We start from the raw sequence: 25,574 nt of genomic DNA, 5'->3' as shown, positions 1-25,574 counted from the left end.
GATCATAACGGAAAACGACCCCGCCGCCTATGCCTTTCGTCCCAGTCCCGGAGAGGGAATCAGATCACTCTTCGATGTGATTCTTGATGGTGTCGCGGTGGTGATCCTGGGCCTTCTGCTTGTACTTCTGCACCTGGCGGTCCAGCTTGTCGATCAGGGTGTCCACGGCGGCATACAGGTCGGCATCCTCGGCATCCACGTGGATGTCCTTGCCGGGCACGCGCACGGTGACTTCAGCCTTCTGCTTCAGCTTTTCCACGGTGAGGATGACGTTGACGTCGATGACGCTGTCGAAGTGACGCGTAACCCGCTCCAGCTTGGCAGTGACGTAGTCGCGGATCGCCGGGGTGACTTCCAGGTGATGTCCGGTGATGTGCAGGTTCATGGCTCGCTCCTTTTTTAGATGGACTTGCGTAGGTTGGCCGGCGAAATGTTGAGCGCTTCTCTGTATTTTGCAATGGTTCGACGCGCCACAACAATGCCTTGTTGGCCAAGAATTTCGGATATTTGACTGTCCGAAAGGGGTTTTTTGGGGTCTTCGGCCGCCACCAGCTGCTTGATCAGGGCCCGGATGGCGGTGGCCGAACAGGCGCCCCCCGTATCCGTGGCCACGTGGCTGCCGAAGAAATACTTGAGTTCGAAAATGCCCCGGGGGGTGGCCATGTATTTCTGGGTGGTCACCCGGGAGACGGTGGATTCGTGCAGGCCCAGGGTTTCGGCGATTTCCCGCAGTACCAGGGGACGCATGGCCACCTCGCCGTGTTCGAAGAACTGGCGCTGGCGGTCCAGGATGGCCTGGGACACGCGCAGGATGGTGTCGAAACGCTGCTGCACGTTCTTGATCAGCCAGCGGGCCTCCTGCAGCTGGCCGGAGAGGCTGGAGCCGCGCTGCTTGGAGAGGATCTCGGCGTAGAGCCGGTTGATGCGCAGGCGCGGGTAGGCGTCCGGATTGATGCTGGCGGTCCACTGGTTGCGCACCTTCTTCACCACCACGTCCGGGGTGATGTAGCGGGCATCCAGGGGCGCGTACTGGGCGCCGGGCCGGGGGTTGAGGCTCTTTACCAGGTTGGTGACGGCGCGCAGGCGCTCGTCGTCGCAGCCCAGCAGCTTCTTCAGCTTGGTGAAGTCCCGGCCGGCCAGCAGTTCCAGGTGATGGCGCACCAGCTTCAGGGCCTGGTCCCGCACCTCGTCGGCCGGCAGGGCTTCCAGCTGCAGGGCCAGGCATTCGCCCGGAGTGCGGGCGCCGACACCGGTCGGGTCCAGGTGCTGCAGGTGGCGCAGGGCGATCTGCAGGTCGTCCAGGTCGATTTCCAGCTCTTCCGGCAGGGCTTCCTGCAGCTCCTCCAGGGGCTGGGTCAGGTAGCCGTCCTCGTCCAGCGCCTCGATCAGGAAGCTGACCAGCTGCCGGTCCCGCTCGGAGAGCTGCATCAGGCCCAGCTGCCAGTTGAGGTGGTCGCGCAGGGAGGTGTTGGCGGCCTGCACTTCCTGGAAGTCGGAATCCTCGTCCTCGTCGCGGGAGGCGGAAGGGTAGCTGCCTTCGGCAAACCAGTCCTCGCCTTCGCCCAGGCTGTCCCGGGGCTCTTCCCGCACTTCCTCGGGACCGTGGCTGTCGGCCCCCTCGCTGGACTCGCCGCCATCCCCCGGGCTCTCAGCAGCGGCCTCGGCCGTGCTGCCGGCGTATTCGCCTTCGCTCCCGCTGTAGGAGGGCTCGTAGTTCTCGTCCTCGCGCTCCAGCAGGGGGTTTTCCAGCAGATACTTCTCCAACTCCTGCTCCAGCTCGAGCGTCGACAGTTGCAGCAGCCGGATGGACTGCTGCAGCTGTGGCGTCAGGGCCAGGTGCTGCGAGAGTTTGAGTTGGAGGGTTGGTTTCATGGACCCGGGGCCGAAGGGGCCGGCGGCAATGAGCGGGTTGAGGGAAAGACTCGGAGACTGGGCTCGTCAGAGACGGAAGCTCTCGCCCAGATATACTTTTCGGACGTCTTCATTATAAACGATCTCATCCGGGCGGCCAGACGCCAGCACCCGGCCCTCATTGATGATGTAGGCCCGGTCGCAGATGCCCAGGGTCTCACGCACGTTGTGGTCGGTGATGAGCACGCCGATGCTGCGGTCCTTGAGGAAACGGATGATCTTCTGGATTTCCAGCACGGCGATGGGGTCCACGCCGGCGAAGGGCTCATCCAGCAGGATGAAACGGGGAGAGGTAGCCAGGGCCCGGGCGATTTCCACCCGGCGGCGCTCGCCACCGGACAGGGCGGCGGCATTGGAAGCGCGGATGTGGCCGATGTGCAGCTCTTCCAGCAGTTCCTCCAGGCGCAGGTCGATCTCGTGCTTGGGCAGCTTCTGCAGTTCCAGCACGGCACGGATGTTCTCCTCCACGTTGAGCTTGCGGAAGACGGAGGCCTCCTGGGGCAGGTAGGAAATGCCCAGATGGGCCCGCTTGTGGATGGGAAAGTGGGTCACTTCCTGATTCTGCAGCTGGATGGAGCCGCCGTCGGAGGGCACCAGCCCGACGATCATGTAGAAACAGGTGGTCTTGCCGGCACCGTTGGGGCCCAGCAGGCCCACCACCTCACCGCTGCCCACCTCGAAGGACACGTCATGCACCACGGTGCGGGACTTGTAGCGCTTTTTCAGGTTGTTGGCGGAAAGCTTGGCGATGAGGTCGGGGTTCTGCTCGGACATGGGCTATCGGATTCTATGAATGCGGGGGCGTAAAGGCATTGTGCCAGAGGTGTCGCCCGGGGGTTCTACCAGTCGCTGCCGGACTCGTCGTCCCAGCCGCCCTGCAGCACCTGGCGGACGGTGGCGGCGGCAAAGCCGCGGCTGAGGAGAAAGCGGGTCTGTTTGGCCCGCTCGGCCAGATCGGCGGGCAGGGCGGCGAATTTCTTCTGCCACACCTGGCGCGCCCGTTCCAGCTCGCTGCCGCCCTGGGCCAGGGCCGCGGCGACGGTTTCCTCGGCCACGCCCTTCTGCCGCAGTTCCTGAGCCAGCCGGGCATCGCCGTAGCGGCGGGCGCGGATGGCGACCCTTTCACTGGCATAGCGGGCATCGGAAAGCTGGCGGCGGGCCGCCAGGTCGTCCAGCAGGGTCTGCAGCTCAGCCTCGGATTCTGCGTGGGGCGCCAGCTTGCGGGCCAGTTCGGCCCGGCTGTACTCCCGCCGCGCCAGCAGCCCCAGGGCCCGCTGGCGCAGGCTCGGGGTCATTCCCCGGCAGCGGCCGCCGGGGCGGGGTTGGCCACGCCCAGGGCTTCCCGGATCTTGCCTTCGATTTCCTGGGCAATGGCCGGGTTGGCCTTGAGGAATTCCCGGGAGTTGTCCTTGCCCTGGCCGATTTTCTCGCCCTTGTAGGAGTACCAGGCGCCGGACTTCTCGATCAGCTTGTTGGCCACCCCCAGTTCGATGATCTCGCCCTCGCGGGAGATGCCTTCGCCGTAGAGGATGTCGAACAGGGCTTCGCGGAAGGGCGGGGAGACCTTGTTCTTCACCACCTTGACGCGGGTTTCGTTGCCGATCACCTCGTCACCCTTCTTGATGCCGCCGATACGGCGGATATCCAGGCGCACGGAGGCGTAGAACTTGAGCGCGTTGCCGCCGGTGGTGGTTTCCGGGGAACCGAACATCACCCCGATCTTCATGCGGATCTGGTTGATGAAGATGACCAGGGTGTTGGTCTTCTTGATGTTGGCGGTGAGCTTGCGCAGGGCCTGGCTCATCAGGCGGGCGTGCAGGCCCATCATGGAATCGCCCATCTCGCCTTCGATTTCGGCCTTGGGGGTGAGGGCGGCGACAGAGTCCACCACGATCACGTCCACACCGCCGGAACGCACCAGCATGTCGGCGATTTCCAGGGCCTGTTCGCCGTTGTCCGGCTGGGAGATGAGCAGCTCGCCGATGTTCACGCCCAGCTTCTGGGCGTACTGGGGATCGAGGGCGTGTTCCGCGTCGATGAAGGCGGCGGTGCCGCCCAGCTTCTGCATCTCGGCGACGACCTGCAGGGTCAGGGTGGTCTTGCCGGAAGATTCCGGACCGTATATTTCCACCACCCGGCCCCGGGGCAGGCCGCCCACGCCGAGGGCCACGTCCAGGCCCAGGGAGCCGGTGGACACCACGTCCACGCCCTTGTCCACTTCGGTCTCGCCCATCTTCATGATGGCGCCCTTGCCGAACTGCTTTTCGATCTGCGCCAGTGCGGCGGTTAGTGCTTTGGCCTTGTTGTCGTCCATGACTGAATTCCCCAAAATCAAGCGGCTGATTATGGCACAAACCCTCCGGCCTACGCCAAGTTACCCGGACTACGTGTTATCCCCAGCATCAAAGGCCTTGGAACACCGCGGCAAAGCAGGGAAAATGGCGCAAATTATGCTAAAGCGATTATTGGCGCCCCCGGCCGCCGCTCCTCTCCCCGCTGCCCGCCTGCCCCTACTCCCGGGGCTGCTGCTGGTGTTTGCCGCCTATCTGGCGGTGGCCCAGCTGACCATGGCCATCGGCACTGCCGGCCACGGCCTCTTCGTACCCTTCTGGCCCCCCGCCGGCATTGCCCTGGCCGCCCTCGTCCTAGGCGGCGGCCGGCTGTGGCCGGCAGTGCTGCTGGCCACCCTGGGCAGCGCCCTCATCAGCGGCTTTGCTCCCCTCACCGGCCTGCTCATGGGCGCCGGCAACGCCCTTGGCGCCTGGGCCGGCTACCGTCTGCTGCGGGGTCCCCTGCAGTTCGATCCACGCTTGGGCCGCCCCCAGGACGTGCTGCACCTGTGTTTCAGCGCCCCCGTGCTGGGCGGCGCCATCAGCGCCAGCCTGGGCGTCGGTGCCCTGAGCCTGGGCGGCAGCCTGGAGCCGGCCCAGCTGCTGCCCGCCTGGCGCGGCTGGTGGGTGGGCGACCTGGCCGGCACCCAGCTGCTGGCCCCCCTGCTACTGGCCTGGCTGCAGCCCCGGGAAGGCCTGGACCAGGGCCGCTGGCGCCATCTGGCGGTGGCGGCGGTGGTCGCCGCCGCCCTCAGCAGCCTGTGGTTCTTCTCCGAACGGCCCCCCGAATCCTTCGCCTACGCCGGCCTGCTGCTCCTGCTGACCCTGATCTGGATCGCCTTCAGCTGCGAGTTGCGCCTGGTGACCCTGGCCCTGGCCACCACGGCCCTGACGACCGCCGTCTTCGCCGCCCTGGGCACCGGCCCCTTCGCCAATATCGAGCCCCAGCTGGTGCAGGTGAAGCTGCAGGTGCTGATCGCCTCCCTCACCGCCGTGACCCTGGCCCTGGCCGCCGCCAACCGGCAGCGCCGCAGCGCCGAGGAGGACCGCAACCGGGCGGAGGAGCGCCTGGAACAGGTGCTGGACTCCCTCGACGACGTCATCTGGACCCTGGAGGCGGAGGAACGGCGTTTCTCCTTCGTCAGCGGCGCCACCCAGCGCCTCAGCGGTCATTCCGCCGCCGAGCTGTATGCGAACGCCATGCGCTGGGCCGACGACCTGCATCCGGCGGACCGGGAAGCCACCCTGGCCGCCTTCGAACGGCAGTTCGCGGGGGAAGCCGCCGACCAGGAATTCCGCATCATCCGCGACGGCGAGGTGCGCTGGCTGCGGGTCCGCAGCCATCCGGTGGTGGTGGCGGAGCGGGTGGTGCGCATCCACGGCATCACCCAGGACGTCACCTCCCTGCACCGGGCCATGGACCGCCTTGCCGCCAGCGAGGAGCGCCTGCGCCGCGCCCTGGGTGCCTCGGAGGTGGGGGTGTGGGACTGGGCGGTGGACAGCGGCAACCTGCAGTTCGTCCTGGCCGTGGCCGATGGCAACGGCTACCGTCTGGCCGAGCGCAGCGTCGGCCTGGCCGAATGGGAGGCCAGCCTGCACCCGGAGGACCGGGCCCGGGCCATGCAGGCCCTGCTGGACTGCCGCGATGGACGCAGCCCCCGCTTCCGCTGCGAGTACCGCACCCACACCCGGCACGGCCACTGGCGCTGGTTCCGCGGCGAGGGCCAGGTGGTGGACAGCGCCGACGGCCAGGCCCGGCACCTGGCCGGCACCTTCCGCGATATCCACGAGCGCAAGCAGGTGGAGGCGGAACTGGAGAAGCTCTCCATGGCGGTGGAACAGAATCCCTCGGTGGTCTTCATCACCGACGCCCAGGGCCGCTTCGAATACTGCAACCAGGCCTTCTCGGAAGTCACCGGCTACGCCCTGGAAGACATCCTGGAACAGACGCCGCGGCTGCTCAAGTCCGGGCTCAACGAGGTCGGCACCTATGCCGACCTGTGGCGCACCATCAACGCCGGCAAGACCTGGCGCGGACGCCTGCTCAACAGGCGGCGGGACGGCAGCATCTACGTCTGCCTGCAGGCCATCGCCCCCATCCGCGACGCCAACGGCCGCATCACCCACTTCGTCAGCATCAGCCAGGACCTCTCCGAACTGCAGGAATCGCCGGACCTGTGGCCGCCCCGGCGGCGCAGCTGAAGGGCGCCGGCCAACGCAAAAGGCCGCCCACGGGCGGCCTTTTGACTGGCAGGGCTGCAGCGGCTCAGGCGGCGTCGCCCATCTGGGACTGCAGGTAGTTTTCCAGGCCCACCAGTTCGATCAGTTTCAGCTGCTGTTCCAGCCAGTGGGTGTGGTCCTCTTCCGTGTCGTCCAGCATCTTCAGCAGCATGTCCCGGGTCACGTAGTCCTTGTGGGCCTCGCAGCGGGCCATGGCGGCACGCAGTTCCTTGACCACGGAGATTTCCACGGCCAGGTCGCTCTTCAGCATCTCCGGCACGGTCTTGCCGATCTTCATGGACTTGGCCGGGGTCATGCCCGGAGTGCCTTCCAGGAACAGGATGCGCTTGATGAGCCAGTCGGCATGCTCGGTTTCGTCCTGCATCTCGTGCCAGATGCGCTCGTTGAGCTTCTTCAGGCCCCAGTTCTCGTACATGCGGGCGTGGATGAAGTACTGGTCCCGGGCCATCAGTTCGCCGGCCAGGAGTTCGTTCAGCAGCTTGATGACTTCAGTGTTGCCTTTCATGGCGCGCTCCGCGGAAAAAGGGGGAATGGGCTGATGGTAATCCAGGCCTGGGGCTTAGGCCAGCACCGGCGCCTGCAGCCGCTGCCGCAGCACGGCCAGGGCATGGGCCACGGTCTGGGCCCGCACCGCCTCCCGGTCGCCGGCGAAATGGCAGGTTTCCAGCGCCACCCAGTCCTCGGGGCCGGCCCAGGCGAAGCACACCGTGCCCACCGGCTTGGCCAGAGTGCCGCCGCTGGGGCCGGCGATACCGCTGACCGCCAACGCCCACTGGGCGCGGCTCCTGGCAATGGCACCCTGGACCATGGCGCCTGCTGTGGCTTCCGACACAGCCCCTTCGCTGCGCAAGGTCTGGCGCGGCACACCGAGCATGTCCTGCTTGGCCTCGTTGCTGTAGGTGATGAAGCCCCGGTCGAACCAGTTGGAGCTGCCGGCGATGGCGGTGCAGCACTGGCCGATCCAGCCGCCGGTGCAGGACTCGGCGGTGGCCAGGCGCTCGCCCCGCTGCAGCAGGGCTTCGCCGACGGCGGCGGCCAGGGCCTCCAGTTCGGCCTGGGCGGGTCCACCGCTCACAGCAGGCGCCCCAGGACGAAGTGCAGCACGGCCAGGGAGAGGATGGTGTAGAGGCCGGCAAAGACGTCGTCCATCATGACGCCGAAGCCGTTCTTCACCTGCTCGTCGAAATAGTTGGCCGGATAGGGCTTGAAGATGTCGTAGATGCGGAACAGCAGGAAGGCGGCGGTCTGCCACAGGGCCGTCTGCCACCAGAACTGGCCCACCGGGCAGAAGAACAGCACCAGCCAGAAGGGCACGATCTCGTCCCAGACGATGGAGCCGTGGTCCACCACCCCCAGGTCCCGGCCGGTGCGGTGGCAGGCCAGCACGCCGCCGACGAAGCACACCAGGAGGAAGACGAGGAAGCCGATTTCGTCGAAATTGGGCCGGATCAGGGAATAGACGGCCCAGGAGAAAAGGGTGCCGGCCGTGCCCGGGGCGAAGCGGGAGAGGCCGCTGCCCAGGCCGCAGGCGACGAAGTGGGCCGGATGGGAGAAGAGGAAGCGCAGGTCAGGTCGCACGGAAGTGGTCATATCCCTTGAATTGATCCATGAATTCGGGGGGCAACGGCGCCCCGTCGCCATCATACAGGCTCACCCCGGCACCTTCGGCCGCGTAGCCGATGCGCCACAGGGGCAGTTCCAGGTCGGCGGCCAGGGCCGCCAGGGCCATGCGTTTTTCCGCCGGCGCGGTGAAGGCCAGTTCGTAGTCGTCGCCGCCGGCCAGCTGGCAGCGCTGGGCCAGCAGCGGGTCCACGCCCCTGGGCAGCAGGGGCAGCTGGCCCACATTGAGGCGCAGCTCCACCCCGGAGCGTTCGGCGATGTGGCCCACGTCGGCCAGCAGACCGTCGGAAATGTCGATGGCCGCCGTGGCCAGCTGCCGCTGCACCAGGGCCAGGCCCAGGGCAATGCGGGGCCGGGGCCGCTGCAGGGCGGTGAGGCAGCGCTGCACCAGGGCCTCGGGCAGTTCAATCTTGCCCTGCAGCTGGGCCAGGCCCAGGGCCGCCAGGCCGGGCTGGCCGGAAACCCACAGGTCGTCGCCGGCCTTGGCGCCGTCCCGGCGCAGGGCCTGGCCCGGTGCCACTTCGCCCAGGGCGGTGACGCACAGGTTGAGCGGGCCCCGGGTGGTATCGCCGCCCACCACGTCCACCTGGCTGGCCCTGGCCAGGGTGAAGAAGCCCTTGGCGAAGGCGGCCAGCCAGGCCTCGTCGGCCTCGGGCAGGCTGCCGGCCAGCAGCACCCAGCGGGGCTTGGCGCCCATGGCGGCGAGGTCGGAAAGATTGACGGCCAGGGTCTTCCAGCCCAGGCCTTCGGGATCGGTGTCGGGCAGGAAGTGCACGCCGGCCACCAGCATGTCGGTGGTCACCGCCAGCTCCATGCCGGGGGAGGGCTGCAGCAGGGCGCAGTCGTCGCCGGGACCGAGCACGGCCCCCGGGGTCGGGCCGGCGAAGTGGCGGGCGATCAGTTCAAACTCGGAAGGCATGGGCGGCTTTGCTCGGGGGCGGACAGTCGGGGAAAAACGGAGGCAAGAGAAAGGGCACAGGGATCACAGAGAAGTCTCCGTGGCCGCTGTGCCCCGCCGGGAGTGCCGGATCAGCCGCGCTGCTGCCTGCGCTTGGCTTCGACCTCGGCCGCCCGCAGCTTGCCGGCCAGCTTGTCGAGGACGCCGTTCACGTACTTGTGGCCGTCGGTGCCACCGTAGCCCTTGGCCAGCTCGATGCACTCGTTGATGATGACCTTGTAGGGCGTTTCCGGATGATGGGTCAGCTCCAGGGCGCCCAGCAGCAGGATGCAGGCCTCGATGGGGGACATCTCGTCGAAGCCCCGGTCGAGGAAGGGCGTCAGTTCGGCCACCAGGGCTTCCCGCTGGGCCAGGGCGCCGCGCACCAGGCCGACGAAAAATTCCCGGTCGGCCTTGTCGAAGCCGGAGACGTCGGCCATGTGGGCCTCGATCGCCGCCTCGTCCTGACCGCCGATGCGCCACTGGTACAGGCCCTGCAGGGCGAATTCCCGGGAACGGCGGCGGGGGGATTTGGCGGCGGCGGGCTTGCCGGCGGGTTTCTTGGCTTCGGTCATGGTGTTGCCTTCACTTCAGGTTGGCCGGGCGGCCCCGGTGGGGCGCTCCCGGCGGATAAATTACTTGCCGACGGCTTTGAGCAGGTTCGCCATTTCCACGGCGGCCTGGGCGCAGTCGGCGCCCTTGACCTGCATGCGGACCAGGGCCTGATCGTCATTTTCGGTGGTGAGGATGCCGTTGGCGATGGGCACCCCGGTCTTCAGCTGCACTTCCAGGACGCCGCGGCAGGAATCGTTGGAGACCACCTCGAAGTGGTAGGTCTCGCCGCGGATCACCGCCCCCAGGGCCACCAGGGCGTCGTACTTGCCGGTCTGGGCCATGGTCTGCAGCACCAGGGGAATCTCCAGGGCGCCGGGCACGGTGGCGATGGTGATGTCGCCGGCAGCCACGCCCAGGCGCTGCAGCTCGGCGGTGCAGGCGGAGAGCAGGCCTTCGCAGACGTCCAGGGTGAAGCGGGCCATGACGATGCCGACCTTGAGGCCGGCGCCGTTGAGGTTGATGTCGTGTTCGGGGATGTTGTCGTAGCGGGCCATGGTCTCAGGGCTTTTCAATGTCGGTGACGAAACCGGTGACTTCGAGGCCGAAGCCGGTCATGGAAGGCATGCGGCGCGGGCTGGAGAGCAGCTTCATCTTGCGCACGCCCAGCTGGCGCAGGATCTGGGCGCCGATGCCGTAGATGCGCGGATCCCACTTCTTCGGCGCCGGGGCGGCGGCCTTTTCCGGGCACAGGGCGGCGCGCAGGTCGCTGCCGCTCTGGGGCCGGTGCAGCAGCACGATGACGCCGCTGCCGTGCTTGGCCAGGGCCTGCTGGGCCTGGTCGATGGAGACGGTATGCACGCCGCCGGCAGGGTCGAGGAAGTCGAGCACGGAGACGGGCTCATGGACCCGCACCAGGGTTTCCTGATCGGCCTTGATCTCGCCCTTGACCAGGGCCAGGTGCACCTCGTCGGCTACCCGGTCGTGGAAGGCGTGCAGCTGGAACTCGCCGTGGGGGGTCTGCACGGTCTTGACGCGCAGGGGCTCCACCAGGGTTTCGTGTTCGCTGCGGTAGTGGATCAGGTCGGCGATGGTGCCGATCTTGAGGCCGTGCAGCTTGGCAAATTCGATCAGGTCCGGCAGGCGGGCCATGGTGCCGTCTTCCTTGAGGATCTCGCAGATGACGGAGGACGGCTCCAGGCCGGCCAGGGCGCCCAGGTCGCAGCCGGCCTCGGTGTGGCCGGCGCGCACCAGCACGCCGCCGGGCTTGGCGGTGATGGGGAAGATGTGGCCGGGCTGGACGATGTCGTCGGGACCGGCGTTCTTGGCCACGGCGGCCTGCACGGTGCGGGCCCGGTCGTGGGCCGAAATGCCGGTGGTGACGCCTTCGGCGGCTTCGATGGAAACGGTGAAGGCGGTGCCGTAGGGGGTCTTGTTGTCCCGGGCCATCTGGGTCAGGCCCAGCTGGCGGGAGCGTTCCTCGGTGATGGTGAGGCAGACCAGGCCACGGCAGTGGGTGACCATGAAGTTGATGGCTTCGGGGGTGATGAAGTCGGAGGCGATGATGACGTCGCCTTCGTTTTCCCGGTCCTCCTCGTCCACCAGGATGACCATCTTGCCGGCGCGGATGTCGGCGATGATGTCCTGGATCGGGGAGATGGCACTGGCAGTAGCGGCATTCATGGCGTTCAGGCTTCCGGATTGAGCATGCGCTCGACGTAGCGGGCGATGAGGTCCACTTCCAGGTTCACCTTGGCGCCCACGTGCAGGCGGTTCAGGGTGGTGACTTCCAGGGTGTGGGCGATGAGGTTGATGCTGAAGGTGCTGCCGCTGACCGTGTTGGTGGTGAGGCTGACGCCGTCCACGGTCATGGAGCCCTTGCGCGCGATGTACTTGGCCAGCTCGGCCGGCGCCTCGATCTGCAGCAGGCGGTTGGCTTCCTTGCCTTCGCCGATGAGGTCGAAGCGGGTCACGGTGCCGACCCCGTCCACATGGCCGGAGACCAGGTGGCCGCCGAGGCGGTCCGCCAGGCAGAGGGCCTTCTCCAGGTTCACCGGGCCGGGCTCGGCCAGGCCCACGGTGCAGGAGAGGGTCTCGGGGGAAACGTCCACGCAGTAGTGGCTGGGGGTCTTTTCCACCACGGTGAGGCAGACGCCGTTGTGGGCGATGGAATCGCCCAGGGCCACGTCCGTCATGTCCAGGCCGCCGGGCTCCACGGTCAGCCGGAAGCCGGCCTCACGGGCGGTCAGATGGGTGATGCGACCGACGGCCGCGACGATACCGGAAAACATGGATTTATCTCGGAATTTTGGGGTTGGGGAAGGGGATTTTATCACGCCGCACCGGGGGGCTCCGGATGGGGACCGCCCCTGGGGGGGACGGCGGCCACGGCCGCCGGCAAGTGGAACCTAGTCCTGTTCCAGCCAGGGCAGCAGGTGGCCCATGCGGGCCGCCTTCGTTTCCAGGTAGTCCTGGTTGCGCGGGCCGCGGCCGGCCACATGGGGCACCCGCTCGGTCACATTGACGCCCCGGGCGGTGAGGGCCGATACCTTGGCCGGATTGTTGGTCATCAGGCGCACCGCCGGCACCCCCAGGGTGTTGAGCATGGCGGCGGCGACGCCGTAGTCCCGGGCGTCGTCGGGCAGGCCCAGGGCCCGGTTGGCGTCCACCGTGTCCAGGCCCTGGTCCTGCAGGGCGTAGGCCCGCAGCTTGTCCAGCAGGCCGATGCCCCGGCCTTCCTGGCGCAGGTACAGCAGCACGCCCCGGCCTTCCTTGGCGATGGCCGCCAGGGCCGCCTCCAGTTGGGGGCCGCAGTCGCAGCGCAGGGAAAAGAGGCCGTCGCCGGTGAGGCATTCGGAATGGAGCCGGGTCAGGGCCGGCACGCCGTCGCCCACCTGGCCCAGGGTCAGGGCCAGATGTTCCTTGCTGGAAGCGGTTTCCTGGAAGCCGTGCAGGCGGAAGACGGCCCAGGGCGTGGGCAGTTCGCAGCTGGCCACCAGGGCCACGGCCGGCAGGGAAGGGGTGGAAGTCATGTTGTTATAAGTTGAATTTTATTGAGCTGTTCTCTGGGCAGGCCCACCGCGGCGGTAGGCAACTCCCCATGGGGTCATGCCATATTAGGCCAGACGGGGCCGGGCCAAAAGCGAAAAATATCGGGCGAAAAGATCAACCCGGTTCACCAATCAGGCGCCCGGGGCCACCCGCTGCAGGACCTGGAGGAACGGGGTGGCCTCCTGGAAGCCCACCACCCGCAGGCCGGCGATTTCCTGGCCGGCGGCATCGAAGAAGATGATGCCGGGCGGGCCGAACAGCTTGAAGCGCTGCAGCAGGGCCTTGTCGTCCTCGCTGTTGGCGGTGACGTCGGCCTGCAGCAGGGTGAAGCCGGCCAGCTTGGCCCGGACCTTGGGGTCGGCGAAGGTGAAGCGCTCCATTTCCTTGCAGGAGACGCACCAGTCCGCATAGAAATCCAGCATCACCGGCTTGCCCGCCGCCTTGACCCGGGCTTCCAGGTCGGCCACGGATTTTACCCGGACGAAGGGCAGGGCGGGAGCCTCGGCCCCGCCGCCCGCCGCCGCATTGGCCGCCACCACGCCCTTGAGGGGCTGCAGGGGGTCCCGGGAGCCGGCCGCCAGGCCCACCACCAGGGCGGCGCCGGCCAGCAGCATGACGATGCCGATGCCCTTCCAGAAGCGCTGCCAGCCCTTGGCCGTGGCCGGCAGGGGGTCCAGGGCGTGCATGAAGACGGCCGGCACGATCAGCAGCAGGGCCCAGCCGGCCATCACCAGGGCCGCCGGCAGCACCGGCGACACCAGCCACAGGGCGGTGCCGAGGAGGATGACGCCGAAGGCCTTCTTCACCGCTTCCATCCAGGGGCCGGACCGGGGCAGCAGGGTGGTGGCGGAGAGGCCCACCAGCAGCAGGGGCACGCCCATGCCCAGGGCCATGGCGAAAAGGGCGGCGCCGCCCAGCACCGCATCGCCGCTCTGGCCGATGTAAAGCAGGGCTCCGGCCAGGGGGGCGGCGACGCAGGGGCCGACGATCACCGCCGACAGGGCCCCCATGGCGAACACCGCCGCCAGGTGGCCGCCGTGCAGGTGGCTGGCCTCTTCCGACAGCTTGCTCTGCAGGAAGCTGGGCAACTGCAGCTCGTAGAAGCCGAACATGGAGAAGGACAGCACCACGAAGACGGCGGCGAAGGCGCCCAGCACCCAGGGATTCTGCAGGGCGGCGGAGAGCAGGGTGCCGGTGAGGCCGGCGGCCACCCCCAGGGCGGCATAGGTCACCGCCATGCCCAGCACGTAGGCCAGGGAGAGAAGGAAACTCTTGCTGCGGGAAACGTGATGCCCCTGGCCGACGATGATGCCGGAGAGGATGGGGATCATGGGGAAGACGCAGGGCGTCAGGGCCAGCAGCAGGCCGAAGCCGAAGAAGGTGGAGACGGCCAGCCAGAAGCCGGCGTTCTGCAGCAGGCCGGCGATATGGCCGCTCTCGTCGCCGGCGGCGTCGGGCACTGCGGCCGGGGCGCTGCCCGGGGCCGGCAGGGTGACGCTGAGCTTTTGTTCCTGGGGCGGGTAGCAGACCCCGGCATCGGCGCAGCCCTGGGCCGTCACCTTGAGGGTGATGGGGCCGGACTGGTTGGCGCTCAGCGGCAGGCGGATGGCCACGCTCTTGTAATAGACCTCCACGTCGCCGAAGTTGTCATCGTGCTTCTGCTTGCCGGCGGGGAACACGGGGGTGCCCAGGGTGGCGCCCTCGGCGGCGAACCTGAACTTGTCCCGGTACAGGTAATAGCCCTTGGCGATGCTGTAGCGCACCTCCACGGTCTTGTCGTCCAGGGCCCGGGCTTCGGGCTTGAAGGCCACCAGGGGATCGAGGAATTCCTGGGCGGCCACGGGCAGGGCCAGGCCCAGCAGGATCAGGCACGGCAGCAGCCGGCGCCACAACGGGGAAATCAGGGAAGCAATCACGGCGTCACTCGGGGCGGGTCTCGGTCACGACCCAGTTGAGGTAATCGGGCAGCCCTTCGGCCACGGGCCAGGCAACGATCTCCGGCACGTCGTAGGGATGCAGTTCCAGCAGGCGGGCCCGCAGTTCGGGGAAGCGGTCGGCGGCGGTCTTCAGCTGCAGGGGCGTCTCGGTGGCCATCTCCACCTTGCCCTGCCAGTGGTAGATGGAGGCGCAGGGCGCCAGCACGTTGGCGCAGGCCGCCAGACGGGCATCCACCAGGGCGGCGGCGAGGCGGGCGGCGGTTTCGCCGTCCGGGCAATTGGTCTGCACCAGCAGTACCGGGTTGGCTTTTTTGGAGGTGGTCATGGGGCCATCTTAGCCGAGAGCGGCGTTTCGCGTTTTGATCTGCCTGCGCCTGCCGCCATCTCAGCGCAGCAGGCGGCGCCGGGTCAGCACCAGGGCGACGAGGAAGGCGACGGCGGTGATGGCCAGCAGCACCGCCACGTGCAGCAGGGCATTGGCCGGCACCTGGCCCTGCAGCAGGGGCCGCACCAGTTGCACGGCGTGGGTCAGGGGCAGTGCCTCGGTCAGCCCCTGGACCAGGACCGGCAGCTGTTCCCGGGGGAAGAAGACGCCGGAAAGCAGCATGGTGGGGGTGATGAAGAGGGTGAAGTAGTACATGAAGAAATCGTAGGAGGGTGCCAGGGCATTGACGATCAGGCCCAGGGCGGCAAAGGCCAGGCCGGTGAGCAGGATCACCGGCAGCACTCCCAGGGCCAGGGGCGAATGGGAGAGACCGAGGACGAAGATCACCGTGAGGATGGCGCAGCCGGAAAGGAGGCTCTTGGTGGCGGCCCAGATCAGCTCGCCCAGCATCACGTCCTCCAGCTCCAGGGGGGCGTTGAGCATGGCCTCCCAGGTCTTCTGCACGTGCATGCGGGAGAAGGCCGAATAGAGGGCTTCGAAGGTGGCGGCGTTCATGGTGCTGGCGCACACCGTGCCGGCGGCCAGGAAGGCCACGTAGGAGGTGCCGGCCACCTCCGGCAGCATGCTGCCCAGGCCGTAGCCCAGGCCCAGCATGTAGATCAGGGGGTCGGCCAGGTTGCCCAGGATGGAAGGCAGGGCCAGCTTGCGCCAGACCAGGAAATTGCGTTGCCACACGGGGAACCAGCGGGCGGAAAGGCGGGGCGGCGCGTAGAGGGAAGCGGAGGAAGTGGCGGCATTCATGGCGCCATTATCCGGCCTTGGCGCCCGGAAGGTAAGCACCCCGGTCGGGGCGGGGCCGCCGACCGGGGGCAAACGGGCCTCGAACGGGCCTCAGCAGGCGCTGAAAACCGTCTCCGTACCTTGGTCCCAGCCATCCCAGAGGAAGTTGTCGGACTTGCCGTCGGCGATCAGGCGCAGGGCGTAGCGCACCTGCTCCTCGTAGAACTGACAGAAGGCGCCGGTCTTCTCCATGCCGCCGTTCATCTCGTTGGCCTCCGCCGGGCAGGGACTGCCGCAAAAGTGGCGGATGGGGCAGGAAGCGCAGGGCTCGAACTTATCCACGTCCCGTCCGGTGACTTCCTTGAAGGCTGGCGACTCCAGGGCTGCCGCCACGCCGTCGGTAAACAGGTTGCCGCCCTCGAAGGCCGGCAGGCCGATGAACTCGCTGCAGGGAAAGAGGCCGCCGTCCGCCGCCAGGGCGAAGAAAGCCCGGCCGCCGCCGCAGGGGGAGATGTCGCACATCAGGCGCCGCGCCGTGGGCGCCAGGATGGCCAGCAGGATGTTGGCGAAATTGGCCACCACCAGCTTGCGCCCGGTCTCCCGGTACAGCTCGTGGGTCCGCTCCAGGGCGGCAATGAAGGCCCGGGCGAAATCCCCGTCCACCGGCTTGACCCCCCGGGCGCCGGAAAGGGTGCAGCGCACCGCGTTGAGCATGCAGGTGGGCACCTGGTGGCGATGGAACAGCTCCACCATGTCCGTCAGGTGGGCCAGGTTCTCCGTGGTGCAGGTGGTGATGACGCTCCAGGAGCCGTAGCCCTGGAGCCGCTCCATGGCCCGCAGCACGTGCTGGTGCACCCCCTGGCCGGCCCAGGTGTGGCGGGTGGCGTTGGTGATGGGGGCGGTGGGACCGTCCAGGGAAAGGCCGATGCTGACGTTGCGCTGCATGAGGAAGTCGGCGGCGGCATCGGTGAGCAGGGTGCCGTTGGTCTGCACACCGAAGGCGAAATCGTCCTGGAACAGGTCGATGGCGGCGAACAGGGCCTCCCGGTTCATCAGGGGTTCGGCGCCGTGGAAGATGAGGCGGGGCTTGCGCGCCCCCTCGCCGCCGTCCATCACCGTGGCGAAGTATTCCTTCAGCCGCTGCAGGGCCCCCAGCAGCCGTTCCGCCGGCATGTCGCTGCCGTGGCGGCGCAGGGTGTCGGGGATGTAGCAGTAGGTGCAGTCCAGGTTGCAGCGTTCCGTCGGGTTCACATAGACGCCGGAGGGCTTCAGCTCGAAGCGCAGGGCGTGGATTTCCTGGGCGAACCTTGCCGCCTGGGCCTGGAAGCGCTCGGCCAGCTCGCTGCCGCACAATTCCGCCTCCACCCGGTCCTTGTCCACCAGGGACCAGAAGGCGGTTTCCGGGTGCAGCAGGGCCACGTAGCGCTCATGGCCGATGTCGTAGGGCTGCAGCCGGGGCAGATGGGGAGCCGGACCGTTCACTTGGCCGCCTTCCGATCCATCAGGACGTAGTGGGAGAGGCCGATGCCGTCCGGGTTGCAGGACTTGCGGCTGGCGATGACCGGGGCCGGGGCGGCGGCCTGGGTGGGCTGGACAGCGGCCTGCTGGGCAGTAGTGGCTTGGCTGGTAACTTGAGTGGTGGCTTTCATGGGGTCCTCCCGCGAAGGTATGAAAAAAAGCAAAAGGGCTCCGGCGGCCTGTCTCGAAAGAAACATGCCGCCGGAGCCCTTTGCCTGGAACTCCACGACTTCCGCCCGTCTTCTGGCTTACGGATCGACCGGTCCTGCTACTGGGTTCCCCCTTCCCGCCGCATTTGCTGCGGCAGTGGGTGGCGTGGAGAAACTGCACCACGCCGTGGAACGACCGTCCCCGATTACAGCGGCGGGCCCGCCACGGAGTTGCACCGTGTTCCGAAAGCGGAAGCCGAATGGGGGCGGATTCTGGCCGCCGGCCCGGGGAGGGTCAAGGCCGACGGCAGCTGGATTTGATCCAGGTAAAGCGCCTCTGTCCGGGGTCGGATTTTTGCCCGGCAGCCCTGCGCCTGCCTCCTTGCCCTGCCTCCTTGCCCTGCCTCCTTGCCCTGCCTCCTTGCCCTGCCTCCTTGCCCTGCCTCCTTGCCCTGCCCCCTTGCCCTTCCCCCTTGCCCTTCCCCCTTGCCCTTCCCCCTTGCCCTTCCCCCTTGCCCTTCCCCCTTGCCCTTCCCCCTTGCCCTTCCCCCTTCAGCGCCCGCCTCCGGGCCCGCCGATGGCCCGCAGGGGCGCCGCCGGGCGCGGTGCCTCGACGCCTGCGGCGGACTCCGGCTTTCTCTGGGCTGCGCCGCAGATGCGCTCCGGGTCCAGCACCTGGAGGATTTTTTCCCTGTCCGGCTGGCGCGGCTTGATGATGGCCTGCACGTAGCCGGCGTCCTGGCGGATCATCTCCGGGATCGGCTCCAGGCGCTCGGCGTCGAATTCGGGCACGGCATAGAGATCGTCCACCAGCAGCCCCATGAGGCCGTCCCGCACCCGCACCACGACGATCTGGCTGTGGTTGTCCACCTCCTTGGCCGGGTAGTTGAGAAGGAAGCGCATATCCACCACCGGTACCAGGGTGCCGCTGTCGCCGCCACCGCTCTGGAAGCTGATGACGCCGCAAAGATAGCGGCGGGAGCCGCTCATGGGGGAAAGCCGGGCCGGGTCCACCGCCTCCAGCACTTCGGCCGCCGGCAGGCCATACACCTTGTCGCCGACGACGAAGGTGGCCAGCTCCACGCTCTGCCCGCCCCGGGCGTGCAGGTCGCCGTAGCTGCCTTCCAGCACCGCCGGGCGCCGTTCCCGGGGGGCCGCGGCGGCACTGCCGTCGCCGACGGGGACGAACACCAGGGCCACCACGTCGTTGCTGTAGTCGCCGCTATTCTTGAATTCCCGGTAGCCGAAGGAGGCGGTGCTGCCGACGATCCAGGTGCGCCCGGCCAGCTGCACCACCCGGGAGCGGCCCTCGCCGTTGGCGGCGGCGAAGAGGCTCTTGTCCACCTCCAGCAGGCTTTCCGCCGGGAAGCGTTCGTCGGAGGAAGCGATGATGCGGCCGCTGCGCTCGGCGAAGACGGCGAAGGCCCCTGCCTGGGGCGGCAGGGAATCGGCCAGCATGGCGGCGAACTGGGGCGCTGCGTCGAAGACGATGCCGATGCCCCCCACCACCTTGGCCGGATCGTCGGGATGACGGATGGCGGCGTTGTAGACGTAGGTGGGGCGGCCGCCGTAGAGCCAGCTCTTCTCGAAGGGGGAGACGCAGTAGTGCTGGGTGCTGGGCAGGTAGAAGACGGACTGGACCCAGCCCGCATCCACCTTCTTGCCCACCAGGTTGAGGCTGTCGCCGTGCAGGTTGGAAGCGGCGACGATGGTGCCGGAAAGGTCGTACACGAAAAGCCGGGAATAGACGGTGTACAGGCTGTTGATGTATTCCAGGATGCCGGCCATGGCCTGGGCCTCCGCCTCGCCGGGACGGCCGGCGGCCATGCTGCGGCGCAGGGCCGAGGTAAGGGCCCACCAGCGGCAGTCGTTGGCCCGCTCGTAGAGGTTGCGGTCCATGATGTCGATCATCAGGCGGGAGATGAACTGCACGTCCTGCAGGCTGGAGGAGATGGCGGTCTGGTAGAGGTCGGCGATGGAGCGGGCGAAGAGGTCGCTGGTGCGGTCGCCGGTCTCGGAAATCTGCTGCAGCACGGATTTGAGCTTGAGCAGGTCGCCCCGCTTGTCGGCAGCCATGATCTGGCCGTTCCACACCACCCGGCGCAGGGAGAGGTTGATGCCCTCGGCGCCCCGGGCGATGTCGGCCAGGGCCGGGCAGAAGGTGTCGGCGTGGGCCAGCACGCCCTCCAGCACCTCCGCCGGCAGGCTCTCGGCAGCCTGGCCCAGGCCGGCGCGGAAGGCGGAGCTGACCGGCACCATGACATGGCCCACCCAGCCGGGCCCGACGTAGCCCTGGTAGCCCCGGGTAGGGCAGGTCCTGGCCAGGTACTCGCGGCCGCCCCAATCGACGATGCGGTAATCCGCATCCCGCACCTGCTCCAGGCGGCGGCCCAGGGGCACGTGGTCGGCATCGCTGGAGGCGATCACCGTGCCCTGGGCGTCCAGCAGCAGCATCACCGAACGGTCCTCCCGGCGACGCAGGTTGCGGAAGATGCTCTCCGTCTCGTCGGCGAAGCGGAAGCACAGGCACAGCACCCCCAGGGGCTCGCCGCTATCGCCGTCGTCGATGCGCTGGGAGTAGATGAGGGCCCGCTCCAGACCGGGGCGCAGGTCACTGGCGCGGAAGGTCTCCACATAGCCGTCGGTGTGCAGGGTCTGTTGCAGCAGGGGGTCCTGGGAGAAGAGCACGGGGCTGGCGCCGTCCAGGTGGGCGATGACCCGGCCGTTGAGGTCCAGCACCAGGATTTCGTCGTACACCGTGTATTTGTCCCGGTACTCCTGCAGGCGGCGCAGGATGCGGGCCTTCTCCCCTTCCAGGGTCTCCTGGTCCGGCGCCTCCTTGCGCTGGCGGATGAAGTCCCGGATATCCTCGTCCGTGGCCAGGAAACCCACGTCGGCGGTGCGCTCGTAGAGGTTGCGGATCAGGATGTCCACCGCCACCTGGGCCTTGGAGCCGATTTCCAGCACCACCTTGCGGATGTTCTCCTGCACCAGGTTCTCGATCAGCTGCCGCTCCAGGCGGCCGAAGCCCTCCCGGGTGGCGCCCATGGTCGGCAGGATGGTCTTGGCCTCGGCCGGGCAGTTCATCTTGGCCGTGGCCTCGATCATCCCCCAGGTAAAATTGAGGTTCTCCAGCTGCTTTTCGCACTGGGCGACGCTGCGCATGAAGGGGATGAAGGCCTCCACCAGGCCCTGGTTGTCGTCGTGCATGGCACTCCTCCTAGGATGGCGCCGGCGGTGGGCGTGAGGGCCCCTGCCAGTCGGAATACGGGAGGTCGTGCGGTGGTGGTCGGGCCTTATGGAGAACGACAGGCAGCGGGCTGGCCCTGGGCCGCTGCCGGCGCCCGGGTCGATGCCCGGGTCATGGGTGGGGAGATTGTAGCGTGAAGCCCGGCTTTGCATAGCCCCCGGGAATTCCCGGGGCCGGGGGCGGCCCTCAGTCCCGCAGTTCGCGGCCGGTGAGCTTGATGAAGACGTCTTCCAGGTTGGCCGCCCGGTGCACGTAGTGCAGGCCAGGGGCGGCGGTCAGGGCCTCCAGCAGGGACGCCGGCTCGCGGCAGTAGAAGAAGGCCGTCTCGCCGGAGATTTCGCAGCGGTCCGCCAGATGGCCGTGACCCTCGGCCCAGGCCGGGGCGTTTTCGCCGTAAACCTCCACCACCTGGGGCTCGATGTGGCTGGCGATCAGTTCCCGGGGGCTGCCCTGGGTAATCAGGCGGCCGTGGTCGAGCACCGCCAGCTGGTGACAGAGGCGTTCCGCCTCGTCCATGAAGTGGGTGGTGAGGATGAGGGTCTTGCCCCGGGCGGTGAGGGCCTTGAGGCGCTCCCAGATGAGGTGCCGGGCCTGGGGATCGAGGCCGGTAGTGGGCTCGTCGAGGAAGACGATGTCCGGGTCGTTGACCAACGCCCGGGCCAGGGTCAGGCGCCGCTTCATGCCGCCGGAGAGGCTTTTCAGGGGCGACTTTTCCTTGCCGCCGAGGCCGGCGAATTCCAGCAGCTCGGGAATGCGGGCCAGCACCGTGGCGTCGCTGAGGCCGAAGTAGCGGCCGTACACCAGCAGGTTCTCGGCCACCGTGAAATCCGGGTCCAGGTTGTCGAACTGGGGCACCACGCCGGTCCGCAGACGGGCTTCCCTGGCCGCTTGCGGCACGGGCAAGCCGTTCAGCCGCACCACGCCGGACTCGGGAGCCGTGAGGCCGAGACAGCAGCGCAGGGTGGTGGTCTTGCCGGCGCCATTGGGCCCGAGCAGGCCGAAACAGGTGCCCGGCTCGACGGCAAAGGAGACGCCGTCCACGGCGGTGAAATCGCCGTAGCGCTTGACCAGGGATTCGACGATCAGAGGTTGCACAGGAGCCCTATCCATTTCTGTTTGAGCCCTGCCCGGGAAGGCAGGAGGGATGCCGATCTCCAGCCAGGCAAGGCGGAGATGCCCGTCCTTGCTGGCTGCCACGGCATGGGTTGGTCAGTGTTTCCAGGCGCGGGTGATGATGTCTTTCAAGACGTGCAGGCGGCGGTGGAAGAAATGGTCCGCCCCCGCCACCACCACCACCGGCAGCTCCATGGGCTCGGCCCAGGCCAGCACATTTTCCAAAGGCACCGTTTCGTCCTTGGAGCCGTGGATGACGATGGTGTCCGGCGCCACGGCGCTGGTGTTGTACTGGCGCGCCCCTTCCACATGGCCGGAGGCGGTGCCCACCAGCACCAGGCGCTGGGCCGGGTGGCCGGCTTCGGCCAGGCGGGCGGCCACCTTGGCCTGGACGTAGGCGCCGAAGGAGAAGCCGGCCAGCACCACGGGCAGGTGGCCGAAGCGCTCCTTCGCATAGTCCAGCACCGCCAGCATGTCATCGCTCTCGCCCTGGCCCTCGTCGTGGCTGCCTTCGCTCTGGCCGACACCGCGGAAGTTGGGGCGCAGGGCGGCATAGCCCAGCTGCACCAGGGTACGAGCCAGGGTCTGGGCCACCTTGTTGGTGTTGGCGCCGCCGAAGAGGGGATGGGGATGGCCGATGAGGGCGATGCCCTTGGGCGCCCCCGGGTTCTCCAGGATCACCTCGATCTTGCCGACAGGGCCATCGAGCAGCAGCAGTTCGGGTTCGACGCGCATGGTCAGATCTTCAGGCGCTCGACGATGCGGCCGTGGAGCAGGTGTTCCTCCACGATCTCGTCGATGTCGGACTTGTCGAGAAAGGTGTACCAGGTCTCTTCCGGGTAGATCACCATCACCGGGCCGTTGTCGCAGCGGCCCAGACAGCCGGCCTTGTTGATGCGCACCTGACCGGGGCCGTTGCGCTTGGCGGCGGCCACCTTGTCCTTGGCGTAGGCCATCAGCTCGCTGGCCCCCAGGGCGTTACAGCAGGTTTCGCCGTCGGCGCGCTGGTTGCAGCAGATGAAGGCGTGGTGTTGGTAGTAGCTCATGGGGCAGTCCGGAAGGAAAAACGTCGGGATCGGATTATAGCCGCCGCCCCAGCAGCATCAGATAAGGCAGGGCGGCGAAAGGCCACAGGGCGGCCGTCAGACGGGTAAGACCGTTGAAATTGAAAAAGTGCCCCTGGCGCCAGGCGGCCAGGGCGGCGGCGGAATAGGGATTCTCCGGCGCCAGGTTCACCAGCACCGTGGCCGCCATCAGGGCCAGGCCGGCGAGGACGATGCGCCAGTTGGGCGGCAGCCAGGCCAGCACCGCCAGCACGATGCCGCCCCACAGCAGGCCCAGGCGCGCCCCCTCGCTCCACCAGATGAAGGCGTCGCCGGGACTGACCAGCACCGCCAGGGCCAGGGACTTCACCCCCAGGGCCGCCAGGATCAGCAGGGGCGGGCCGACCCAGGCCGGCCAGCGGGGCGCCAGCAGGGTGCGGGCAAAGAGGCCCAGGGCCACCACCGAGGTGCCGACGATGAGGGCCTCCACCAGCTGGAACACGGGCGGATCGAAAGGCACGGCCAGGGGCAGGCCCAGCAGGCTGCGCAGGTCGCCGCTGCCGAAGAGCAGGGTTTCCGGCGACAGCTGGGTCACCAGCCACAGGCCCAGCAGCACCGCCCCCAGTTCGGCATGGGGCAGGTCCGCCACCAGGCGGCCGTGCCAGTGGGTCAGGCGCAGGAACAGGCGCTCACCGTGGAAGAAGGCGGCCAGGGCGCCGAGCAGGGCCCCCAGGGCATTGCAGGCCAGGTCCAGGTTGGAGGGGACCCGGCTGGGCAGCCAGGTCTGCACCGACTCCAGTCCGAAGGAAAGGCCGCTGCCTAGCAGCACCGCCAGCAGGCTGGGCAGCAGGCGCGGCAGGACCGGCATGGGCAGGGCCAGGGCCAGGAGGAAGCCGAGGGGCAGGTACACCCCCACGTTCACCACCAGGTCGAAGGCCGTCCAGTAGCGGGGCCAGCCGGCCTCGAGGAAGGCGAAGGGGGACAGGCCCAGGTCGCGCCAGCCGGCGAAGGGGTGCAGGCTGGCGTAGATCACCAGCAGGACGTAGGCCAGGGCCAGGTAGCGGGCGAGGACGGTACCGGGGCGGGAGAACATGGCGGGGGACGGGCGGAGGGAAATCCGGAGGGCGTCGACGGGTTTTCAGTATGGCACAGGCGGGGACGGGGCGCCCCTCCGGCGCCGCCGCCCCGGCGACCTCAGCCGAGGAAGAGCTTGTAGGCCGGGTTGGCCGTCTCGTCCCAGTGGTGGTAGCCCAGCTCCTGGAGGAAGGTCTGGAACTCGCCCATCTCCGCCGGCGGCACCTGCATGCCCACCAGCACCCGGCCGTAGTCGGCGCCGTGGTTGCGGTAGTGGAAGAGGCTGATGTTCCAGCCGGAGCTCATGCGGTTGAGGAAGTTCATCAGGGCGCCGGGCCGTTCCGGGAACTCGAAGCGGTACAGCAGCTCGTTCTCCACCTGGGGCGCATGGCCGCCGACCATGTGGCGCACGTGCAGCTTGCCCATTTCGTCGTCGGTCAGGTCCAGTGTGGCATAGCCGTGCTTTTTCAGGCTCTCCACCAGCTTGGTGGATTCGGCCCGGTTGGCCACCTGCACGCCGACGAAGACGTGGGCTTCCCGCGCCTCGTGGAAGCGGTAGTTGAATTCGGTGATGTTGCGGCTGCCGATGAGGGAGACGAACTTCTTGTAGGCGCCGGGCTTCTCCGGCAGGGTCACGGCCAGCACCGCCTCCCGCTGCTCGCCCACCTCGGCCCGCTCGGCGACGAAGCGCAGGCGGTCGAAATTGGTATTGGCGCCGGAGGCCACGGCCACCAGGGACTTGTCCTTCAGCTTGTGCTGCTTGGCGTATTCCTTGGCGCCGGCGATGGCCAGGGCGCCGGAAGGCTCCAGGATGGAGCGGGTGTCCTCGAAGACGTCCTTGATGGCGGCGCAGATGGCGTCCGTATCCACCAGGATGATGTCGTCCAGGTATTCGCGGCAGACCCGGAAGGTTTCCTCGCCGACGAACTTCACCGCCGTGCCGTCGGCGAAGAGGCCCACGTTGTCGAGGCGCACCCGCTTGCCGGCGGCGATGGACTGCTTCATGGCGTCGGCGTCGAAGGTTTCCACGCCGATGACCTTGATCTCCGGCCGCACCGCCTTGATGTAGGCGGCCACGCCGGCCGCCAGGCCGCCGCCGCCGATGGCCACGAACACGGCGTGGATCGGCTTGCCGTGCTGGCGCAGGATTTCCATGCCGATGGTGCCCTGGCCGGCGATGACGTAGGGGTCGTCGAAGGGGTGCACGAAAGTCAGCTTCTCGGCCTTCTCCAGCTCCACCGCATGGGCATAGGCCTCGTCGTAGGACTCGCCGGCCAGCACCACCTCGCCGCCCCGGGAAGCCACGGCCTGGACCTTGATCTGGGGCGTGGTGGTGGGCATGACGATGACCGCCCGGCAGCCGATCTTGGCGGCGGAAAGGGCCACGCCCTGGGCGTGGTTGCCGGCGGAGGCGCAGATGACGCCGCGCTGCAGCTGGGCCGGGGTGAGGTGGGCAATCTTGTTGTAGGCGCCGCGCAGCTTGAAGGAGAACACCGGCTGCATGTCCTCGCGCTTGAAATAGAAGCGGTTGCCGAGCCGGTGGGAGAGATTGGGCGCCAGTTCCAGGGGAGTCTCAACGGCGGCCTCATAGACCCGGGCGTTGAGGATTTTGGTCAGATAGTCGTGCTGCATGGGGAAGGTCGGATGCCGAGGGCGTAAAGCACGGCAGTGTACCCCCCGGGT

The 25,574-nt window shown here is 68.0% G+C and carries 26 protein-coding genes and 1 riboswitch; of the genes, 1 reads left to right on the top strand and 25 read right to left on the bottom strand.

Annotated features, from left to right (window positions below; all coding sequences use genetic code 11):
* Positions 1–64 precede the first annotated feature (64 nt).
* The 5 genes from hpf to recA form a co-directional block, all read right to left on the bottom strand.
* Complete coding sequence (hpf, locus tag ACLSSQ_RS00910) at positions 65–385, bottom strand: ribosome hibernation-promoting factor, HPF/YfiA family (protein WP_014235813.1); 321 nt, start codon at positions 383–385, stop codon at positions 65–67.
* Between the two features lie 14 nt (positions 386–399).
* The gene (locus tag ACLSSQ_RS00905; RefSeq protein ID WP_416243529.1) at positions 400–1,872 is read right to left on the bottom strand and encodes an RNA polymerase factor sigma-54; all 1,473 of its coding nucleotides are present in this window, start codon (positions 1,870–1,872) and stop codon (positions 400–402) included.
* 66 nt (positions 1,873–1,938) lie between these two features.
* Entirely contained in the window at positions 1,939–2,685 is a 747-nt protein-coding gene (gene lptB, locus ACLSSQ_RS00900; protein ID WP_014235815.1) for an LPS export ABC transporter ATP-binding protein, read from the bottom strand.
* A 65-nt stretch (positions 2,686–2,750) separates the two neighbouring features.
* Positions 2,751–3,206 carry a recombination regulator RecX gene (recX, locus tag ACLSSQ_RS00895; RefSeq protein ID WP_416243528.1) on the bottom strand — a complete coding sequence of 152 codons (456 nt, stop codon included), beginning with the start codon at positions 3,204–3,206 and terminating at the stop codon, positions 2,751–2,753.
* On the bottom strand, positions 3,203–4,225 hold the full coding sequence (gene recA / locus ACLSSQ_RS00890; protein ID WP_014235817.1) for a recombinase RecA: 1,023 nt from the start codon (positions 4,223–4,225) through the stop codon (positions 3,203–3,205). Before recA ends, recX begins: the two co-directional genes overlap by 4 nt.
* 136 nt (positions 4,226–4,361) lie before the next feature.
* Here recA and ACLSSQ_RS00885 point away from each other — a divergent pair, with 136 nt between their 5' ends.
* A complete protein-coding gene (locus tag ACLSSQ_RS00885; protein ID WP_416243527.1) occupies positions 4,362–6,443 on the top strand; it encodes a PAS domain S-box protein in 2,082 nt (693 codons plus the stop codon).
* A 64-nt stretch (positions 6,444–6,507) separates the two neighbouring features.
* Here ACLSSQ_RS00885 and bfr read toward each other — a convergent pair whose 3' ends face one another.
* The 20 genes from bfr to ilvA form a co-directional block, all read right to left on the bottom strand.
* Positions 6,508–6,987, bottom strand: coding sequence for a bacterioferritin (gene bfr / locus ACLSSQ_RS00880; RefSeq protein ID WP_014235819.1), 480 nt, complete (start codon positions 6,985–6,987; stop codon positions 6,508–6,510).
* A 54-nt stretch (positions 6,988–7,041) separates the two neighbouring features.
* On the bottom strand, positions 7,042–7,557 hold the full coding sequence (locus ACLSSQ_RS00875; protein WP_416243526.1) for a CinA family protein: 516 nt from the start codon (positions 7,555–7,557) through the stop codon (positions 7,042–7,044).
* The gene (locus ACLSSQ_RS00870) at positions 7,554–8,060 is read right to left on the bottom strand and encodes a phosphatidylglycerophosphatase A (RefSeq protein WP_130459693.1); all 507 of its coding nucleotides are present in this window, start codon (positions 8,058–8,060) and stop codon (positions 7,554–7,556) included. The genes ACLSSQ_RS00875 and ACLSSQ_RS00870 overlap by 4 nt, the downstream gene beginning before the upstream one ends.
* Complete coding sequence (gene thiL / locus ACLSSQ_RS00865) at positions 8,050–9,021, bottom strand: thiamine-phosphate kinase (protein ID WP_416243525.1); 972 nt, start codon at positions 9,019–9,021, stop codon at positions 8,050–8,052. The genes ACLSSQ_RS00870 and thiL overlap by 11 nt, the downstream gene beginning before the upstream one ends.
* Before the next feature lie 110 nt (positions 9,022–9,131).
* Positions 9,132–9,614, bottom strand: a complete 483-nt coding sequence (gene nusB, locus ACLSSQ_RS00860; RefSeq protein ID WP_014235823.1) for a transcription antitermination factor NusB — start codon at positions 9,612–9,614, stop codon at positions 9,132–9,134.
* A 60-nt stretch (positions 9,615–9,674) separates the two neighbouring features.
* Positions 9,675–10,148, bottom strand: coding sequence for a 6,7-dimethyl-8-ribityllumazine synthase (gene ribH / locus ACLSSQ_RS00855; RefSeq protein ID WP_014235824.1), 474 nt, complete (start codon positions 10,146–10,148; stop codon positions 9,675–9,677).
* Positions 10,149–10,152: 4 nt separating this feature from the next.
* Positions 10,153–11,274, bottom strand: a complete 1,122-nt coding sequence (gene ribBA / locus ACLSSQ_RS00850; protein ID WP_014235825.1) for a bifunctional 3,4-dihydroxy-2-butanone-4-phosphate synthase/GTP cyclohydrolase II — start codon at positions 11,272–11,274, stop codon at positions 10,153–10,155.
* Between the two features lie 5 nt (positions 11,275–11,279).
* Positions 11,280–11,882 carry a riboflavin synthase gene (locus ACLSSQ_RS00845; protein ID WP_014235826.1) on the bottom strand — a complete coding sequence of 201 codons (603 nt, stop codon included), beginning with the start codon at positions 11,880–11,882 and terminating at the stop codon, positions 11,280–11,282.
* Positions 11,883–11,999: 117 nt separating this feature from the next.
* On the bottom strand, positions 12,000–12,623 hold the full coding sequence (gene ribA / locus ACLSSQ_RS00840) for a GTP cyclohydrolase II (RefSeq protein ID WP_416243524.1): 624 nt from the start codon (positions 12,621–12,623) through the stop codon (positions 12,000–12,002).
* 150 nt (positions 12,624–12,773) lie between these two features.
* Positions 12,774–14,558 (bottom strand): protein-disulfide reductase DsbD, encoded by a 1,785-nt coding sequence (locus ACLSSQ_RS00835; RefSeq protein WP_416243523.1) that lies wholly within the window; start codon positions 14,556–14,558, stop codon positions 12,774–12,776.
* 4 nt (positions 14,559–14,562) lie between these two features.
* Positions 14,563–14,904, bottom strand: coding sequence for a divalent-cation tolerance protein CutA (cutA, locus tag ACLSSQ_RS00830; protein WP_416243522.1), 342 nt, complete (start codon positions 14,902–14,904; stop codon positions 14,563–14,565).
* A 60-nt stretch (positions 14,905–14,964) separates the two neighbouring features.
* The gene (locus tag ACLSSQ_RS00825) at positions 14,965–15,765 is read right to left on the bottom strand and encodes an ABC transporter permease (RefSeq protein WP_416243521.1); all 801 of its coding nucleotides are present in this window, start codon (positions 15,763–15,765) and stop codon (positions 14,965–14,967) included.
* A 90-nt stretch (positions 15,766–15,855) separates the two neighbouring features.
* Positions 15,856–17,226: a peptide-modifying radical SAM enzyme CbpB gene (cbpB, locus tag ACLSSQ_RS00820; RefSeq protein ID WP_416243520.1), complete on the bottom strand. Its 1,371-nt coding sequence runs from the start codon at positions 17,224–17,226 to the stop codon at positions 15,856–15,858.
* On the bottom strand, positions 17,223–17,393 hold the full coding sequence (cbpA, locus tag ACLSSQ_RS00815) for a modified peptide precursor CbpA (protein ID WP_130459689.1): 171 nt from the start codon (positions 17,391–17,393) through the stop codon (positions 17,223–17,225). Before cbpA ends, cbpB begins: the two co-directional genes overlap by 4 nt.
* 107 nt (positions 17,394–17,500) lie before the next feature.
* A riboswitch (cobalamin riboswitch) is annotated at positions 17,501–17,656 on the bottom strand.
* A 307-nt stretch (positions 17,657–17,963) separates the two neighbouring features.
* On the bottom strand, positions 17,964–20,621 hold the full coding sequence (locus tag ACLSSQ_RS00810; RefSeq protein WP_416243519.1) for a chemotaxis protein CheW: 2,658 nt from the start codon (positions 20,619–20,621) through the stop codon (positions 17,964–17,966).
* 226 nt (positions 20,622–20,847) lie between these two features.
* On the bottom strand, positions 20,848–21,771 hold the full coding sequence (locus tag ACLSSQ_RS00805) for an ATP-binding cassette domain-containing protein (protein WP_416243518.1): 924 nt from the start codon (positions 21,769–21,771) through the stop codon (positions 20,848–20,850).
* A 99-nt stretch (positions 21,772–21,870) separates the two neighbouring features.
* Positions 21,871–22,509, bottom strand: a complete 639-nt coding sequence (locus tag ACLSSQ_RS00800) for an alpha/beta hydrolase (protein WP_416243517.1) — start codon at positions 22,507–22,509, stop codon at positions 21,871–21,873.
* 2 nt (positions 22,510–22,511) lie between these two features.
* Positions 22,512–22,820, bottom strand: coding sequence for a (2Fe-2S) ferredoxin domain-containing protein (locus tag ACLSSQ_RS00795; RefSeq protein WP_416243516.1), 309 nt, complete (start codon positions 22,818–22,820; stop codon positions 22,512–22,514).
* Between the two features lie 34 nt (positions 22,821–22,854).
* Positions 22,855–23,910, bottom strand: a complete 1,056-nt coding sequence (locus ACLSSQ_RS00790) for a VanZ family protein (protein WP_416243515.1) — start codon at positions 23,908–23,910, stop codon at positions 22,855–22,857.
* A 101-nt stretch (positions 23,911–24,011) separates the two neighbouring features.
* Complete coding sequence (gene ilvA / locus ACLSSQ_RS00785) at positions 24,012–25,523, bottom strand: threonine ammonia-lyase, biosynthetic (protein ID WP_416243514.1); 1,512 nt, start codon at positions 25,521–25,523, stop codon at positions 24,012–24,014.
* Between the last annotated feature and the right edge of the window lie 51 nt (positions 25,524–25,574).

This window comes from Azospira sp. APE16 (assembly GCF_047901315.1).
Taxonomy (GTDB): domain Bacteria; phylum Pseudomonadota; class Gammaproteobacteria; order Burkholderiales; family Rhodocyclaceae; genus Azospira; species Azospira oryzae.
Note: the sequence above shows the minus strand (reverse complement) of the source record. Positions and strands in the feature narration are given on the sequence as shown.

Bases quoted from the DNA above. Each gene is read 5' to 3' on its own strand.
- hpf (WP_014235813.1), bottom strand. From the start codon at position 385: ATGAACCTGCACATCACCGGACATCACCTGGAAGTCACCCCGGCGATC.
- ACLSSQ_RS00905 (WP_416243529.1), bottom strand. From the start codon at position 1,872: ATGAAACCAACCCTCCAACTCAAACTCTCGCAGCACCTGGCCCTGACG.
- lptB (WP_014235815.1), bottom strand. From the start codon at position 2,685: ATGTCCGAGCAGAACCCCGACCTCATCGCCAAGCTTTCCGCCAACAAC.
- recX (WP_416243528.1), bottom strand. From the start codon at position 3,206: ATGACCCCGAGCCTGCGCCAGCGGGCCCTGGGGCTGCTGGCGCGGCGG.
- recA (WP_014235817.1), bottom strand. From the start codon at position 4,225: ATGGACGACAACAAGGCCAAAGCACTAACCGCCGCACTGGCGCAGATC.
- ACLSSQ_RS00885 (WP_416243527.1), top strand. From the start codon at position 4,362: ATGCTAAAGCGATTATTGGCGCCCCCGGCCGCCGCTCCTCTCCCCGCT.
- bfr (WP_014235819.1), bottom strand. From the start codon at position 6,987: ATGAAAGGCAACACTGAAGTCATCAAGCTGCTGAACGAACTCCTGGCC.
- thiL (WP_416243525.1), bottom strand. From the start codon at position 9,021: ATGCCTTCCGAGTTTGAACTGATCGCCCGCCACTTCGCCGGCCCGACC.
- nusB (WP_014235823.1), bottom strand. From the start codon at position 9,614: ATGACCGAAGCCAAGAAACCCGCCGGCAAGCCCGCCGCCGCCAAATCC.
- ribH (WP_014235824.1), bottom strand. From the start codon at position 10,148: ATGGCCCGCTACGACAACATCCCCGAACACGACATCAACCTCAACGGC.
- ribBA (WP_014235825.1), bottom strand. From the start codon at position 11,274: ATGAATGCCGCTACTGCCAGTGCCATCTCCCCGATCCAGGACATCATC.
- ACLSSQ_RS00845 (WP_014235826.1), bottom strand. From the start codon at position 11,882: ATGTTTTCCGGTATCGTCGCGGCCGTCGGTCGCATCACCCATCTGACC.
- ribA (WP_416243524.1), bottom strand. From the start codon at position 12,623: ATGACTTCCACCCCTTCCCTGCCGGCCGTGGCCCTGGTGGCCAGCTGC.
- cutA (WP_416243522.1), bottom strand. From the start codon at position 14,904: ATGACCACCTCCAAAAAAGCCAACCCGGTACTGCTGGTGCAGACCAAT.
- ACLSSQ_RS00825 (WP_416243521.1), bottom strand. From the start codon at position 15,765: ATGAATGCCGCCACTTCCTCCGCTTCCCTCTACGCGCCGCCCCGCCTT.
- cbpA (WP_130459689.1), bottom strand. From the start codon at position 17,393: ATGAAAGCCACCACTCAAGTTACCAGCCAAGCCACTACTGCCCAGCAG.
- ACLSSQ_RS00810 (WP_416243519.1), bottom strand. From the start codon at position 20,621: ATGCACGACGACAACCAGGGCCTGGTGGAGGCCTTCATCCCCTTCATG.
- ACLSSQ_RS00805 (WP_416243518.1), bottom strand. From the start codon at position 21,771: ATGGATAGGGCTCCTGTGCAACCTCTGATCGTCGAATCCCTGGTCAAG.
- ACLSSQ_RS00800 (WP_416243517.1), bottom strand. From the start codon at position 22,509: ATGCGCGTCGAACCCGAACTGCTGCTGCTCGATGGCCCTGTCGGCAAG.
- ACLSSQ_RS00795 (WP_416243516.1), bottom strand. From the start codon at position 22,820: ATGAGCTACTACCAACACCACGCCTTCATCTGCTGCAACCAGCGCGCC.
- ACLSSQ_RS00790 (WP_416243515.1), bottom strand. From the start codon at position 23,910: ATGTTCTCCCGCCCCGGTACCGTCCTCGCCCGCTACCTGGCCCTGGCC.
- ilvA (WP_416243514.1), bottom strand. From the start codon at position 25,523: ATGCAGCACGACTATCTGACCAAAATCCTCAACGCCCGGGTCTATGAG.